The 13,367-nt window shown below is 56.5% G+C and carries 15 protein-coding genes; all 15 read right to left on the minus strand.

The window, feature by feature from the left end; translation table 11 throughout:
- Positions 1-88: 88 nt before the first annotated feature.
- The 15 genes from MIM_RS20905 to rplB all read right to left on the minus strand — a co-directional run bounded on the left by MIM_RS20905 (position 89) and on the right by rplB (position 13,366).
- Positions 89-1,030 carry a sugar kinase gene (locus MIM_RS20905; RefSeq protein ID WP_025374707.1) on the minus strand — a complete coding sequence of 314 codons (942 nt, stop codon included), beginning with the start codon at positions 1,028-1,030 and terminating at the stop codon, positions 89-91.
- A 212-nt stretch (positions 1,031-1,242) separates the two neighbouring features.
- Positions 1,243-1,875 (minus strand): 2-dehydro-3-deoxy-6-phosphogalactonate aldolase, encoded by a 633-nt coding sequence (locus tag MIM_RS20910; RefSeq protein WP_025374708.1) that lies wholly within the window; start codon positions 1,873-1,875, stop codon positions 1,243-1,245.
- Positions 1,856-2,761, minus strand: coding sequence for a 2-dehydro-3-deoxygalactonokinase (locus MIM_RS20915; protein WP_025374709.1), 906 nt, complete (start codon positions 2,759-2,761; stop codon positions 1,856-1,858). The genes MIM_RS20910 and MIM_RS20915 overlap by 20 nt, the downstream gene beginning before the upstream one ends.
- A gap of 210 nt (positions 2,762-2,971) precedes the next feature.
- Positions 2,972-4,405: an FAD-binding oxidoreductase gene (locus tag MIM_RS20920; protein WP_025374710.1), complete on the minus strand. Its 1,434-nt coding sequence runs from the start codon at positions 4,403-4,405 to the stop codon at positions 2,972-2,974.
- Positions 4,406-4,464: 59 nt separating this feature from the next.
- Positions 4,465-5,832: an FAD-binding oxidoreductase gene (locus tag MIM_RS20925; protein WP_025374711.1), complete on the minus strand. Its 1,368-nt coding sequence runs from the start codon at positions 5,830-5,832 to the stop codon at positions 4,465-4,467.
- A gap of 87 nt (positions 5,833-5,919) precedes the next feature.
- Positions 5,920-6,600 (minus strand): Fe2+-dependent dioxygenase, encoded by a 681-nt coding sequence (locus MIM_RS20930; protein WP_025374712.1) that lies wholly within the window; start codon positions 6,598-6,600, stop codon positions 5,920-5,922.
- Between the two features lie 149 nt (positions 6,601-6,749).
- On the minus strand, positions 6,750-8,990 hold the full coding sequence (locus MIM_RS20935) for a TonB-dependent receptor (RefSeq protein WP_025374713.1): 2,241 nt from the start codon (positions 8,988-8,990) through the stop codon (positions 6,750-6,752).
- A 537-nt stretch (positions 8,991-9,527) separates the two neighbouring features.
- Positions 9,528-9,908: a hypothetical protein gene (locus MIM_RS20940; protein ID WP_144084709.1), complete on the minus strand. Its 381-nt coding sequence runs from the start codon at positions 9,906-9,908 to the stop codon at positions 9,528-9,530.
- Positions 9,909-10,197: 289 nt separating this feature from the next.
- Positions 10,198-10,479: a 30S ribosomal protein S17 gene (rpsQ, locus tag MIM_RS20945; RefSeq protein ID WP_024004135.1), complete on the minus strand. Its 282-nt coding sequence runs from the start codon at positions 10,477-10,479 to the stop codon at positions 10,198-10,200.
- A 1-nt stretch (position 10,480) separates the two neighbouring features.
- Complete coding sequence (gene rpmC / locus MIM_RS20950; RefSeq protein ID WP_014752559.1) at positions 10,481-10,675, minus strand: 50S ribosomal protein L29; 195 nt, start codon at positions 10,673-10,675, stop codon at positions 10,481-10,483.
- A 10-nt stretch (positions 10,676-10,685) separates the two neighbouring features.
- Positions 10,686-11,102, minus strand: coding sequence for a 50S ribosomal protein L16 (rplP, locus tag MIM_RS20955; protein WP_014752560.1), 417 nt, complete (start codon positions 11,100-11,102; stop codon positions 10,686-10,688).
- A gap of 2 nt (positions 11,103-11,104) precedes the next feature.
- Positions 11,105-11,908 carry a 30S ribosomal protein S3 gene (gene rpsC / locus MIM_RS20960; RefSeq protein WP_025374715.1) on the minus strand — a complete coding sequence of 268 codons (804 nt, stop codon included), beginning with the start codon at positions 11,906-11,908 and terminating at the stop codon, positions 11,105-11,107.
- Between the two features lie 9 nt (positions 11,909-11,917).
- Positions 11,918-12,247 carry a 50S ribosomal protein L22 gene (rplV, locus tag MIM_RS20965; protein WP_014752562.1) on the minus strand — a complete coding sequence of 110 codons (330 nt, stop codon included), beginning with the start codon at positions 12,245-12,247 and terminating at the stop codon, positions 11,918-11,920.
- Positions 12,248-12,250: 3 nt separating this feature from the next.
- On the minus strand, positions 12,251-12,526 hold the full coding sequence (gene rpsS, locus MIM_RS20970; protein WP_014752563.1) for a 30S ribosomal protein S19: 276 nt from the start codon (positions 12,524-12,526) through the stop codon (positions 12,251-12,253).
- 12 nt (positions 12,527-12,538) lie between these two features.
- A complete protein-coding gene (gene rplB, locus MIM_RS20975; protein WP_025374716.1) occupies positions 12,539-13,366 on the minus strand; it encodes a 50S ribosomal protein L2 in 828 nt (275 codons plus the stop codon).
- Position 13,367: the final 1 nt, after the last annotated feature.

Below are 13,367 nucleotides of genomic sequence, written 5' to 3' on the forward strand. Positions count from 1 at the left end.
GCAAAAATAACGCTTTGTACAGAATAACGTACATTATACAAATAAAGTAAAAGACGGGAAATTGGGAAATTCCGGCGTGTGGAAAACTCTAGGCCTCGTCCAGCTCCGCCAGCCTGACCCTGTCGGGATAGCCTTCAGTATCACCCGCAACCTGCACCGCGCATGCCCCGATAATCGTGGCGCGGCGCACGCTGGCCTGCCAGTCAAGCCCGTCGAGCCGGCCGCTGATGAGTCCGGCGGCAAACCCGTCTCCGGCGCCAACGGTATCCACGACGCGTTCCACCGGATAACCGGGCACCAGGAACGAACTGTCCCCGACCTGCGCGAAGGCGCCGCGGGCACCCAGCTTGACCACCACAGCCTGCGCGCCCAGCCCCTGATAAAACGCAGCGATTCCCTCTTCAGTATCGGCGCCGGTAAGGATATGCCCCTCTTCCAGTCCTGGCAGCACCCAGTCGGCCAGGGTGGCCAGCTCATTCAGCCGCGTCCGCATCAGGTCGGCAGAGCCCCACAGGGCCGGGCGCAGGTTGGGATCAAAGGACACGGTCCCGCCGGCGCGGCGCATATGCTGCATGGCGGCAACCGTCAGTGCGAAGGTACCGGCATTAAGCGCGGGAAAAATACCGGTCACATGCAAATGCCGGGCCTGGCTCAGCCACTCCACATCCATATCGTCTGCCGTCATGGCGCTGGCGGCGGAGCCCGAGCGATAGTATTCAATCGGCGGATCGCCCTCGGTCACTTTGCCCTTGAGCATAAAGCCGGTGCGTTCACGCGGCACCATCTGAACCCGTGAGCAATCAATGCCTTCCTGCTGCATCACATTTTTCAGATAGCGCCCCATGGTGTCGTCACCCAGCCGGCTGGCCCAGGAAACATTGGCGCCCAGGCGTGCCAGTGCGATACCCACATTGGTTTCGGCACCCGCGGTCATTTTATGAAACGTGTTCACCTGTTCCAGCGGCCCCGGCTCGGCGGCCACCAGCAGCACCATCATTTCCCCAAACAGCGCCACATCAAATGTCGCCATGTCTCTGTTCTCCCGTCATTACTTGTATTTCAGAATATGTATGGCCCGGACAGCGCGTGTTGCCGGGCAAACGCATAGCGTTTTGTTTTATTATCCCGCAGGACACCGGCTACGGCCTGAATGCATGAACCTGCGGCCGATTCCGGTATCGGGCGTGGCCTTGCAACGCTTCGGAAGGGCTACAACCGTGACGTCCCGCGCCTGCATGCGCCTTAATGCGCAGGCTGTCTCGCAGCCTGCCAGGCCTGCACAAAGCGGGTTGCGCGCTCACGCGTCACGGCCACTTCTTGTCCGGGTCGGTACAGGTCTGATCCGAGCCCTGCCCCGATACAACCGGCATCCAGATAGCTGGCCAAATTCCCCGGATTGATGCCGCCCACAGCATATAGCGGTACGGTCGCAGGCAGGACAGCCTTGAGCGCCTTGACATAGTCTGGTCCGAATACGCTGGACGGAAACAGCTTGAGCGCCTGGGCGCCAGCCTGCAAGGCAGCAAAGGCCTCGCTGGCCGTAGCGAACCCGGCACAAACCTGGAAACCATAGGTGCTCACGGCCTCGGCAATCAGCGCAGGATTGGTATTGGGTGTGACCATCAGTCTGCCGCCTGCCGCCGACAGTTGTGCCAGATGTTCCGATGTCAGCACGGTGCCGGCCCCGGTCATAAGGTTTGCGCCAAAGGTCTGGCTTACGCGCTGTACGCTGACCTGCCAGTCAGGCGAATTGGTCGGAATTTCAATCGCATCGAAACCGGCGTCATGCAGGGCCTGCACGTGATCGAGCACGTCATCAGGGCCAATGCCACGCAAAATGGCGATCAGCGGCAACTCAGGTGTCCAGGGAGTCATGTATTTTCCTTATTCCATTCAGGATGGCCATATCAGCATCCTGGGTAGTAAACGCGATGCCTGCCAAATGCAGGGCACGATCATAGCGCGGCAAGAGCGGCCCACTGCCTACCAGCGTCACCGCCGTATCGGCCGACACATCGAAACGCTGGCGCATATCACGCACTTCAGAGCCGATCAGCAGCCCCGAGAGATAATCCTCAACCCGGACGGCAGGCAGATGCCCCAAAATATGACGCGCCCGGACACTGAACAGTTCAGCCATGGTATCACTGGCTGCCAACCCGGCCAGCACGCCATTATCAAAGGATTCGGGGTCCGGCGCGGCTGCGGGCAGACCGCGGCACAGCAGGGAGTGGTGACGCAGCACATCAAACAGTTCACCGGTCATGACAGTCGTAAAACTGTCAATGACTTGGTCATGAACACGCGCCCATTTGCTGTGCGTGCCAGGCAGTATAAACAAGGCTGATGGCGTGTCCTGCAGCGCGCCCAGCAACTGCGTTTCCTCGCCGCGCATCACATCTGCACCGTCTGGCCCCGGCACGCACACGCCGGGAATAATACCAGCCTGTGCCGGCCAGCCCGGATCAACCAGCGTCAGGCTCGTGCTCAGCGCATTGAGCGATACAGGACAGTGCAGATAGTTGGCCTGTTGCCAGCCCACATTGCTGCCCGCCATGCCGGCAATATAGATTCTGGAAATATCGGACTGCGCAATCTGCATTTGTTGCAGCAGATCCTGCAGCACGGCAGGGAACGACTGGTTCTGCATCCGCGTAATCCCGAAAGGCGATGCCGCCTTTTTCACGGCAATACCGTCCTCAACCAGCCACAGACGCAAATTGGTGGATCCCCAGTCTGCCGCGAGATAACGCGAAACCATTTTGTCTTTTTCTCCTGTTATGACCACTTGCACGTGGCGTTCTTCTGTTGCCTGCAGGCCTGGCGGATATCGTTTGTATGCAGACACCATGCAGTAGCGGCGATCAGCTTATCACAAATGAACGGAAAACCAGATTACTGCATGCGTTTGCTTCACTGCTGCATCACTTGCACCCGATCGCCTGACACGCCGCGATGATCACATTTGTCATTAGCTGGCCGTGGCCGACCAACTGACGATTTTGCCAGGATTGAAAATGTTGTTGGGATCATAAGCGTGCTTGATGTTGCGCATCAATTGCAGTGCGACCTCGCCATGTTCCGCTTTCAGAAAACCCATTTTATGGATGCCCACGCCGTGCTCCCCGGTGCAGGTGCCATCCATCTGTATGGCGCGCAGCACCAGGCGGCGGTTGATGTCTTCGGCCTGACGCCATTCCTGCTCATTATCGGCATCGATCATCATGACCACATGGAAATTGCCATCGCCCACATGACCCACAATCGACCAGGGGAAGGCCAGGCTTTGCAGATCAGCGGCGGTGTCGGTAACGCAATCGGCCAGGCGAGAAATGGGTACGCATACATCAGTGGTAATGGCACGTCCGCCGGGACGTTGCTGCAGGCAGGCGAAATAGTAATTGTGGCGAGCCGTCCACAGCACGGTGCGCTCCTCCGGCTTTTCGGCCCACTGAAACGCCGTGCCGCCCTGCCCGGCGGTGAGTTCCTGCACGATCACGGCCTGCTCGGCAATACCGGCGGGCGAGCCATGAAATTCGAACAACAGCAACGGCTGCTCCGCCAGATTCGTTTTGCTGTATGCGTTGACTGCGCGCACAGCGCGCTCATCCATGAACTCTACTCGGGCAATGGGCACGCCGCTTTGCATGATCTCGGTCACCGCCTGTACCGCATGACGCAGCGTGGGGAACGAACACACCGCAGCGGTCACCGCTTCGGGTAGTGGATATACGCGCAGGGTGATTTCCACAATCACGCCCAGCGTACCTTCGCTGCCCACATATAAATGCGTCAGGTCGTACCCGGCAGATGACTTGCGCGCACGACTGCTGGTGCGAATGACCTCGCCGGTGGCCGTCACCACTTTGAGCGAGAGAACGTTATCACGCATGGTGCCATAACGGACCGCATTGGTACCGGAGGCCCGGGTGGCAGTCATGCCGCCGATGGACGCATGCGCACCCGGATCGATGGGGAAGAACAAACCGGTATGGCGGATCTCGTCATTGAGCTGGGTGCGAATCACCCCGGGCTGTACCGTCACGGTGAAATCTTCCGGCTGAATCGCCAGCACCTGGTTCATATCCCGAAAATCGATCGTGACCCCGCCTTCGATGGGCAGCACATGGCCTTCGATAGATGAGCCAATACCAAAGGGAATCAGCGGCACATTGTGCTCTGTACAGAGTTGGACGGCAGCAACCACATCATCCGTGTCCTTCGGGAAAAGCACCGCATCGGGCTGTACCGGCGGGTAGGCTGACTCATCACGGGCGTGATGGTCACGCACGGCATGCGTGGCCGTGAAGCGCTCGCCGAACCGGGCGGTAAATGCCGCCAGCGCGGCCTCGGACAGATGCCTGCGAGGCATGTCGGAAACGGGAGTGGCTGGACTGTATGCCATGAGCTTGCAACCTTATGAAATAACGATAAAAACAACAATAAACAGATGAGCCAGCAATATCAATCCAGAATACGTGCCGCATTCAGCACGCCTTGCGGATTAAGCGCGTCACGGATGCGGCGCATCACCTGCTGCTGAGTATCATCACGACTGTAATGAAGAAACGGTTTCTTCAGACGACCAATGCCATGCTCGGCAGAAATGCTGCCATTGAACCTGCCGGTAAGCGCGTAGACGGCCTCTTCCACCGGAACAATATCGGCTTCCTGCAGATGTCCGGTGGTCAGATGCAAATTGCCATCGCCCAGATGACCGAACAGCAGGTTACCGGCCTGAGGCCAGCGCTGGCTGAGCTCGGTCATGGCCTGTTCGATAAAGGTGCCCATATCCTTCAGGGGGATACCGATATCGAAGGCAACAAAGGGACGCAGCGACTCGAAGAGTTTGCCGATGCCATCCCGTATGGCCCACAGGTCTGCCGCCTGTTCCAGACTTTGCGGCACGATGGCGTCATGCACGGTGCCATCTTCCAGCACGGTTTCCAGAAAGGTATCGAAGCCGGCATGAAACGTAGGGGTGTCGGCGCCTTCGGTTTCAAGCAATACGGTAAGCGGCCATTGGCCATTAAAGGGAACGGCGCGGCCGGTCGCGCGGGCGGCCTGCGTCACATAGTCGGCCCACATCACTTCAAAGCTGGACAGCTCCGGCAGCGCACTGCGCGCCGCTTTCAGTAGGGGCGCAATCTGCGCGAATGAGGCCAGCCCCACCAGTGCCGAACGCCGTACTTGCGGGCGGGGGAACAGGCGCAATACCACCCGCGTGATAATGCCCAGCGTGCCCTCGGTACCGATGAAAAGCTGCTTTAAGTCCAGGCCGGTATTGTTCTTGAGCGTGCGATCCAGCATGGTCATGATCGTGCCATCCGGCAGTACGACTTCCAGACCCAGCACCAGTTGCCGGGTGGTGCCATAGCGCAGGACCCGATTGCCACCGGCATTGGTAGCCACGTTGCCACCGATCTGACAGGAGCCGCGCGCACCCAGGTCCAGCGGAAAATACCAGCCTTTTTCTTCTACGGCAGCGCACAAGGTGTCCAGTACGACACCGGCCTGCACCAGCGCGGTACCACCCGCCTCGTCAATCTCCTCGATCTGATTCAGCAACTCAAGCGACAGCACCACGTCGCCTGCATCGGGCGCGGCGCCGCCGGCCAGGCCACTGCGGCCACCGGCGATCGTGATTTTTTTGTTGTGGCTGGCGCAGAGCGAGACCAGTGCGGCTACCTGTTCGACCGTGGCAGGCCGCGCCACCAGTTGCGGAGCACCGGCCTGCAGACCGCTGGCATCGCTGCCATAACGCACAAGCGCGTCGGCATCGGTCAGCACGTTCAGCCCGGCTGGTAATTGGGAGAGAAAGGAATCAGACATGAAAAAGGGGGAAATCGTGAAAAAGGGACAGAAGATTTATTCTATACGATTGCCACCCGACAACCGGCGCAGGTCGCCGGTGAACGCTTATATCTCGGCCCAGCGGCGCACCAGGTTATGGTAAATGCCCGATAGCGCCAGCACGCTGCTGTGCTCGCCCAGTTCGGCTGCCAACTGCTGAATGGTGTTATCCATATCAAAAAGCAGGGCGCGCTGGGCATCGTCGCGCACCATGCTCTGTGTCCACAAAATGGCCGCCATGCGCTTGCCTCGCGTCACCGGCGTGACCCGGTGCAAGCTGGTCGAAGGGTACACCACCATATGGCCGGCCGGCAGCTTGACGCGCTGCTCGCCGTAGGTGTCCTGAATCACCAGTTCGCCGCCTTCGTATTCGTCGGGACCGCTAAGAAAAAGCGTGGACGAGACATCGGCACGAATCCGTTCTCCTGTCTGCGGGTCTACACGCAGTGCATTGTCTATATGAAATCCGTATTCCTGTTCACCTGCATAGGCATTGAACATGGGGCTGAGGATTTTCAGGGGCAGGTTGGCCGAGATGAAGCGTGTGTTCTGGCTGAGTATCTCCAGAATCGCATTACCCATGCTTGCAGCTAGCGGATCGGCATCGGACAGTTGTAGATTCTTCTTTTGAGTGGCAGCAAGATAACCTGCGGTACCCCGGCCATCCACCCACCGTCCTTGCTCCAGTTGCTCTCGCCACTGCATGACGGTATCTGCAGATAGCACATCGGGAATGGTCACTAACATAGGAAATAAGGAAAAAGCAGTCAATATTGCGAAAAATAGCGGCAGGCACAATGCAGTGCCTGCCAGCCTCTTACGGCTTACATTAGCTCATATGGGCTCATCAGAACTCATACTGACTCATCAGGACTCATATGAGGGTCGCCATGGCATCAGAACTTGTAGGATGCCGTCAGCATATACGAACGACCCGGACCTACGTTGGCAAAAAGACCCACGTGTGAAGCGTCATAGACCTCGTTGTTACCCAGATTATTGGCATTGAGCTGGAACGACAGGTTGCTGTTCACGTCGTAACGGACCATGGCATCATACCGCCAGTAGGAAGGCAGGTAGTAGTTATTGACATCATCCACGAACCGCTTGCCCATGTAGGTCACACCGCCGCCTACCGTTACCTGCTGCAGCACTTTGTACGTTGTCCAGACACTGGCGCTTTGCCGGGCGATGAACTTCATCTGATTACCATCGTAAACGTTTTTGCCGCTACGATAGTGCCTGATCTTCGGATCCAGCCATGACCATGAGGCCCAGATATCCCATTTGGGGGTAAGCGCACCGGCCACGCCCAGCTCAAGACCACGAACGCGATTGCTGCCACTCAGGGTCACATCGCCGGTCAGCGGATCGGTGGAACGGGCATCGGTTTTGTCTGTCTGGAACAGGGCACCGGTCACAGACAACTGCTGGTCTAACAGATCCCATTTGGTGCCCAGCTCCCAGCTACGACTGCGCTCGGGCTTCAGATCACGCACCTGAGCCGCACCGGCTGCGCCATCTGCACCACCGTTCTGACCGAGGTTCTCACCCGATGGATTGGAGGACGTGCTATAGCTCAGATAGATGCTGCCGTAGGGCACCGGTTTATAGACGACGCCTGCCTGGTAGTTCCAGAAGCTGTCCTTGCGGCTGGCACGGGTGTTCTGCACGCGGAACTGGTCAAAACGCAGGCCCAGGTTGATTGACCACTGCGGGTTCAGTTCCATTGTGTCAAATACATAGACCGATTGGGTTTTGATGTCCCCGTCTTTTTCTCGGGAGCCGTAATTCAGGCGATAGGCGTCGTTCCGTCCTGAGTTCGGATCATAAAGAGAATCAAGCTCGCCCTTGCGGGAGGTGATCGGCGTACCCGATATCTCTTTGGAATAAACATCTTCCTTGCTGAACTCCAGACCGACGTTCATATTGTGTTTTACCGATCCGGTATAGAACGTTCCAAACAGATCGGTCTGGTTGATCAGCGACTGGGTTGAGCGCCAGCGTGCCCGGTCCTTGCGGGTAAATTGCGCGCCAGGGCCTTCAGTAGCGCAAAGGCCCTTCGCGCCTGCCGTGCAATGGTCAAAGGTAGGGCGACTCATCAGATAATGATTCAGGGTCCGGGTATAACGGGTCAGGTTCCTGATCGTAAAATGCTGATTGATATCATGTTCCGCCAGGGCAGTAGCCGTGTCGAATGCGTTCTTACGGAAATCCACGCCACGACGGCCATAGTAGTTATCGCGGTCAACTTTCGGCGGCGTCCTGCGGCCCGGATTAGCCGCATTGGCAAACGGTACGCCCAGGTCGGGCATATCCTTGTTCTCGATATGCGAATAGCTCAGGGTCAGCCTGGTGGGCGTATTCAGGCCGAAAGCGATAGAAGGCGCAATCCCCCAGCGATTGATATCCACGCCATCGCGACCCGGCATTTCGCCACCCATTTTCATGGCATTCAGGCGGAACGCGCCGCTGTCTGAAAATGGGTAGTTACCGTCAAGCGTGCTTTCCCACTGGCCGGATGTGCCGTAACCAGCGGTCACGCCGAAGAAATTATCCAGTTTCGGGGTTTTGGTGACCAGATTGATGCTGCCACCGGTGCCGCCACGACCAGAGAGGACTGAGCTGGGGCCCTTGACCACTTCGACCGCTTCCAGGTTGAAGGTCGCATGCGAGCCTCGTGCATAATCACGTGCGCCGTCAATAAAAATATCGGTACTGGCTTCATAGCCGCGGATGAAGGGACGGTCACCTGTGGGCGTACCACCTTCACCAGACCCCAATGTAATACCCGGTGTGGTGCGCAATACATCGGCCAGGGACGAGGCGCCGCGATCGTGCATCAGTTTTTCAGGAATGACCGTAATTGACTTGGGCGTTTCCTGCAGCTTCGCACCGAATTTTCTGCTTTGTATATGTCTGGCCTGATAGCCTGCTTCGCTCTGCGCGAAGACTGCGGGCAATGTCCCTGCGTGAATACCGGGAACGGATACCTCTTGCGCATAAACCGGGGTGGCCACCAATGCGCCCGTCACCAGCGCACCCGGTACCAGCCTACGCCGGAAGGCCGGGGCAAAGCTTTCTCTGCTCAGCAACGGTCGGACAGTTGTCCTGCTGGGATTGTTGATAGTACTCATTGATTTCCTCAACCTGTGACAAAAAAACGGAAGGCTGACACTACCCGGAAATCGATATTACGGCCTGGCGTGTGACACGCTTCAGCCTTTGCTGGCAATGGCAAACCTGGGGTGGTAAAACGACACTACCGCCCATCACGACACGATCATGTCGCACGATGCCACAGGACCTGATTGATCCGGGCGCAGCAGCAGACGAACGATAATAAGATATATTCTCATTTGATACAATATGTCACATTATTGATGGGAATGGAATATATTCATTTTTTGTAAAGTTCGTGGTTTTCCTGCAGCTGGTACATAAGCATTTTTGAAATTGAGCAAATTTGTTTTTTAAAGTTGTTCGTTTTTTAAAGTTGTTCGGTATGTATAGGTGGTTCAGCACGCATAGCGGGGTTCAGAGGCCATTGAGGGCACGGCGCCCTTTTCCGGCTGCTGTTGTTCAACGGAACAATGCTGGCGAGGGCAGCCGACCGGCCAAAAAAAGCCACTCCTACAGCAGGAATGGCTTTCTGTCGCTGGCAAAGGGCCTATTCAGCCCGGATTGCACTCTCTGGCGACGACCACTGCCCGGCCGTTGCGCCCGACCTTAAGCAGACGACTGCCCTGATGGGTATTGACCGATTGCGGGGTGACGGCGCCACTGGCAATCCAGGTAACCGTTCCATTGGTAAATGCTGTCGCATCCCCATCGGTCTGGTCTGCACGCGCAAGTTCATACGTCTGGCGCCTGTCGCTCACAGTCACTTTGGTCGCCTTGTCGTTGACGAACTGATAGGCCACGCCCAGTTGGCGGTTACCAGTACAGCTATAAACGGAATGCTGTGTATGGCTAAGATTATCGCTGTCCGCTGATCCGGTGGCGCATCCGGCCAGTACCATGCTGGCCAAAGCCGGGACTAAAATCAAACGCATGCCTTCTCCTTTGTTGAAAATAGTCTGATTGTAGTCAAACAATGCCGTGCGCATGATGACAAATCGACTTGATGACGAGACGTCCTGCGCTCCTGCCCGATTTTTCCCCGGAAATATGCGCGCCGCACGCATTATTCTTCTTATGAACGCTTCATCTGCGAGCCATGAACGCGAAAAAGCCACCCTTTAAGGGGTGGCTTCGGTACTTCTTCTTCGCATACCGGCTATCTGCACCATCGCAGGCCTGCAACATGCACAGGCCCGTCAGGTGACGGGCGCCGGACAAGCATCAGATGACGCGGGCGGCCTCAATAAGACGAACAACACTCCACGATTTGCTGCGTGAAATAGGACGACCTTCAGCAATTTCTACTGTGTCGCCTTCGTTGATCTCATTGGATTCGTCATGCGCTTTGTACTTGTTTGAACGGACCACGATTTTGCCGTAGATGGGGTGCTTCACGCGACGTTCTACCAGAACGACGACGGATTTGTCCATCTTGTTGCTAACCACTTTACCGATCAGGGTACGCTGACGCTTTGCGGGTGTCGTTTGCGTTGTTTCGCTCATTTTACTTACCTGCAGCTTTTTCAGTCATGACGGTGCGTACACGCGCGATGTCGCGACGCACTTTCAACAACTGACTAGTGTTGGACAGCTGCTGAGTAGCGCGCTGCATACGCAGGCTAAATTGCGCCCTCAACAGGCTTTCGAGCTCTTTGGACAGCTCTGTCGTCTCTTTCGAACGGAGTTCACTTGCTTTCATGAATCTCTCCTTAAGCGCCGAAGTGACGTGTGACAAACGTTGTCGCGATTGGCAGCTTGGCCGCTGCCAGACGGAACGCCTCACGTGCCAGCTCTTCGCTGACGCCGTCCATTTCGTACAATACTTTACCAGGCTGGATCTCGGCGACCCAGTACTCCGGGTTACCTTTACCGTTACCCATCCGGACCTCAGCAGGTTTCTGAGAGATCGGTTTGTCTGGGAAAATACGGATCCAGATACGGCCGCCACGTTTAATGTGACGGGTCATGGCACGACGGGCTGCCTCAATCTGGCGAGCCGTCAGACGGCCGCGACCAGTCGCTTTCAGACCGAAGTCGCCAAAGTTTACATTGGTACCGCGCGTAGCCAGACCGGTATTACGGCCTTTCTGCTCTTTACGGTATTTCCTGCGTGCTGGTGACAACATAATTATTCTCCTTCTGTCGCTGCTGCGGCTGGCGCTGCAGCATCACCTGCTTTGCGACCACTGTTGCGACCACGGCCGCCTGGACGACGCTGTCCATCAGGACGGTCACCGCGAGGACGACGTGGGCGACGCTCATCTTCACGAGGAGCAGCAGCCACTTCAGCGGGCATTTCGCCGTTAGGCAGCAGATCACCTTTGTAAACCCAGACTTTGATACCAATAATACCGTAGGTAGTCTGTGCTTCAGAGGTACCGTAATCGATGATGGCGCGCAGGGTGTGCAGAGGCACACGACCTTCACGATACCATTCGGTACGGGCGATCTCGATACCATTCAGACGGCCGGAAGACATGATCTTGATACCCTGCGCACCCAGGCGCATGGCGTTCTGCATCGCACGTTTCATGGCGCGACGGAACATGATCCGTTTTTCCAGCTGCTGAGCGATGGAATCAGCGATCAGCTGAGCATCGGTTTCAGGCTTGCGAATTTCTTCGATATTAACGTGAACCGGCACGCCCATCAGGCGCTGCAGATCTGACTTCAGGCTCTCGATATCTTCGCCGCGCTTACCGATGACAACACCGGGACGCGCTGAAAATACTGTGATCCGTGCATTTTTTGCAGGACGCTCGATCAGGACGCGACCAACGGATGCGTTTTTCAGTTTCCGTTTCAGGTACTCGCGAACGCGGACGTCTTCGGCCAGCATTGTGCCGTAGTCTTTATCGTCAGCGTACCAGCGTGAGCTCCAGTTACGGTTAACTGCGAGACGGAACCCGGTAGGGTGAATTTTCTGACCCATTGTGACTCCTTATGCGCCGACTTTGACCACAATGTGGCAAGTCTGCTTCTCGATACGGTTACCGCGGCCTTTGGCCCTTGCGGAGAATCGCTTCATTGACTGAGCTTTGTCGACATAGATTGTCGTTACTTTCAGTTCGTCAATATCGGCACCATCATTGTGCTCGGCATTCGCAATTGCGGATTCCAGGGCTTTCTTGACGATACCAGCGGCTTTTTTAGGTGTGAATGTAAGGATATTCAACGCATGTGCCACAGACTTGCCACGGATCATGTCCGCAACCAGACGGGTTTTTTGCGCAGAGATATGTACACCACGAATAACGGCTGTAGTTTCCATCGCTTACCTCTTAGACTTTTTGTCTGCAGCATGGCCCTTGTATGTACGGGTATGCGCAAACTCGCCAAGCTTGTGACCAACCATATTTTCGTTCACATACACAGGCACGTGCTGACGGCCATTGTGAACAGCAATTGTCAAGCCGATGAAATCAGGCAGGATGGTTGAACGACGCGACCAGGTTTTGATCGGTTTTTTCTCTTTCCCATCGACAGCGGCATCCACTTTTTTGAGCAGGTGGGCGTCTACGAAAGGACCTTTTTTAATAGAACGTGACATTTAGTTCGCCCCTTATTTACGCTTACGACGTGACACAATCATTGAGTCAGTACGCTTGTTGCGGCGGGTTTTGAAGCCTTTGGCCGGTGTACCCCATGGGCTGACCGGTTCACGTGCTTCGCCTGTACGGCCTTCACCACCACCGTGTGGGTGATCAACCGGGTTCATGGCAACACCACGAACGGTCGGACGAATACCACGCCAACGCATCGCACCGGCTTTACCGTATTGACGCAGGCTGTGATCGCCGTTGCTGACTTCACCGATTGTCGCGCGGCAATCAATATGCACGCGGCGAACTTCACCGGAACGCAGGCGGACCTGAGCGTAAATGCCTTCACGGGCCATCAGTACAGCGGATGCACCGGCGGAACGGGCGATTTGCGCGCCTTTGCCTGGCAGCATTTCGATGCAGTGGATGGTTGAACCGATAGGAATGTTACGGATCGGCATGGTGTTACCCACACGGATAGGTACTTCCTTGCCGGACAACAGTGAAGCGCCGACTTCCAGACCACGAGGAGCGATGATGTAACGACGCTCGCCGTCTGCATAGCAAAGCAGGGCAATGTGTGCAGTACGGTTAGGATCGTATTCCAGGCGTTCTACCTTGGCAGGGATACCATCCTTGTTGCGACGGAAATCAACGACGCGGTAATGGCTCTTATGGCCACCGCCACGATGACGAACAGTAATGTGACCGTTGTTGTTACGGCCGGAACTACGTTTCTGCGGCTCAACCAGGGCAGCAAAAGGCGCGCCTTTATGCAGCTCAGGGTGAACCACCTTGATCATGCCGCGACGGCCGGCAGACGTTGGTTTTGTTTTAACTAAGGCCATC

The organism is Advenella mimigardefordensis DPN7 (assembly GCF_000521505.1).
Lineage (GTDB): Bacteria > Pseudomonadota > Gammaproteobacteria > Burkholderiales > Burkholderiaceae_B > Advenella > Advenella mimigardefordensis.

Excerpts from the sequence above, each read along its gene's own strand:
- MIM_RS20905 (WP_025374707.1), bottom strand. The coding sequence starts at position 1,030 with ATGGCGACATTTGATGTGGCGCTGTTTGGGGAAATGATGGTGCTGCTG.
- MIM_RS20910 (WP_025374708.1), bottom strand. The coding sequence starts at position 1,875 with ATGACTCCCTGGACACCTGAGTTGCCGCTGATCGCCATTTTGCGTGGC.
- MIM_RS20915 (WP_025374709.1), bottom strand. The coding sequence starts at position 2,761 with ATGGTTTCGCGTTATCTCGCGGCAGACTGGGGATCCACCAATTTGCGT.
- MIM_RS20920 (WP_025374710.1), bottom strand. The coding sequence starts at position 4,405 with ATGGCATACAGTCCAGCCACTCCCGTTTCCGACATGCCTCGCAGGCAT.
- MIM_RS20925 (WP_025374711.1), bottom strand. The coding sequence starts at position 5,832 with ATGTCTGATTCCTTTCTCTCCCAATTACCAGCCGGGCTGAACGTGCTG.
- MIM_RS20930 (WP_025374712.1), bottom strand. The coding sequence starts at position 6,600 with ATGTTAGTGACCATTCCCGATGTGCTATCTGCAGATACCGTCATGCAG.
- MIM_RS20935 (WP_025374713.1), bottom strand. The coding sequence starts at position 8,990 with ATGAGTACTATCAACAATCCCAGCAGGACAACTGTCCGACCGTTGCTG.
- MIM_RS20940 (WP_144084709.1), bottom strand. The coding sequence starts at position 9,908 with ATGCGTTTGATTTTAGTCCCGGCTTTGGCCAGCATGGTACTGGCCGGA.
- rpsQ (WP_024004135.1), bottom strand. The coding sequence starts at position 10,479 with ATGAGCGAAACAACGCAAACGACACCCGCAAAGCGTCAGCGTACCCTG.
- rpmC (WP_014752559.1), bottom strand. The coding sequence starts at position 10,675 with ATGAAAGCAAGTGAACTCCGTTCGAAAGAGACGACAGAGCTGTCCAAA.
- rplP (WP_014752560.1), bottom strand. The coding sequence starts at position 11,102 with ATGTTGTCACCAGCACGCAGGAAATACCGTAAAGAGCAGAAAGGCCGT.
- rpsC (WP_025374715.1), bottom strand. The coding sequence starts at position 11,908 with ATGGGTCAGAAAATTCACCCTACCGGGTTCCGTCTCGCAGTTAACCGT.
- rplV (WP_014752562.1), bottom strand. The coding sequence starts at position 12,247 with ATGGAAACTACAGCCGTTATTCGTGGTGTACATATCTCTGCGCAAAAA.
- rpsS (WP_014752563.1), bottom strand. The coding sequence starts at position 12,526 with ATGTCACGTTCTATTAAAAAAGGTCCTTTCGTAGACGCCCACCTGCTC.
- rplB (WP_025374716.1), bottom strand. The coding sequence starts at position 13,366 with ATGGCCTTAGTTAAAACAAAACCAACGTCTGCCGGCCGTCGCGGCATG.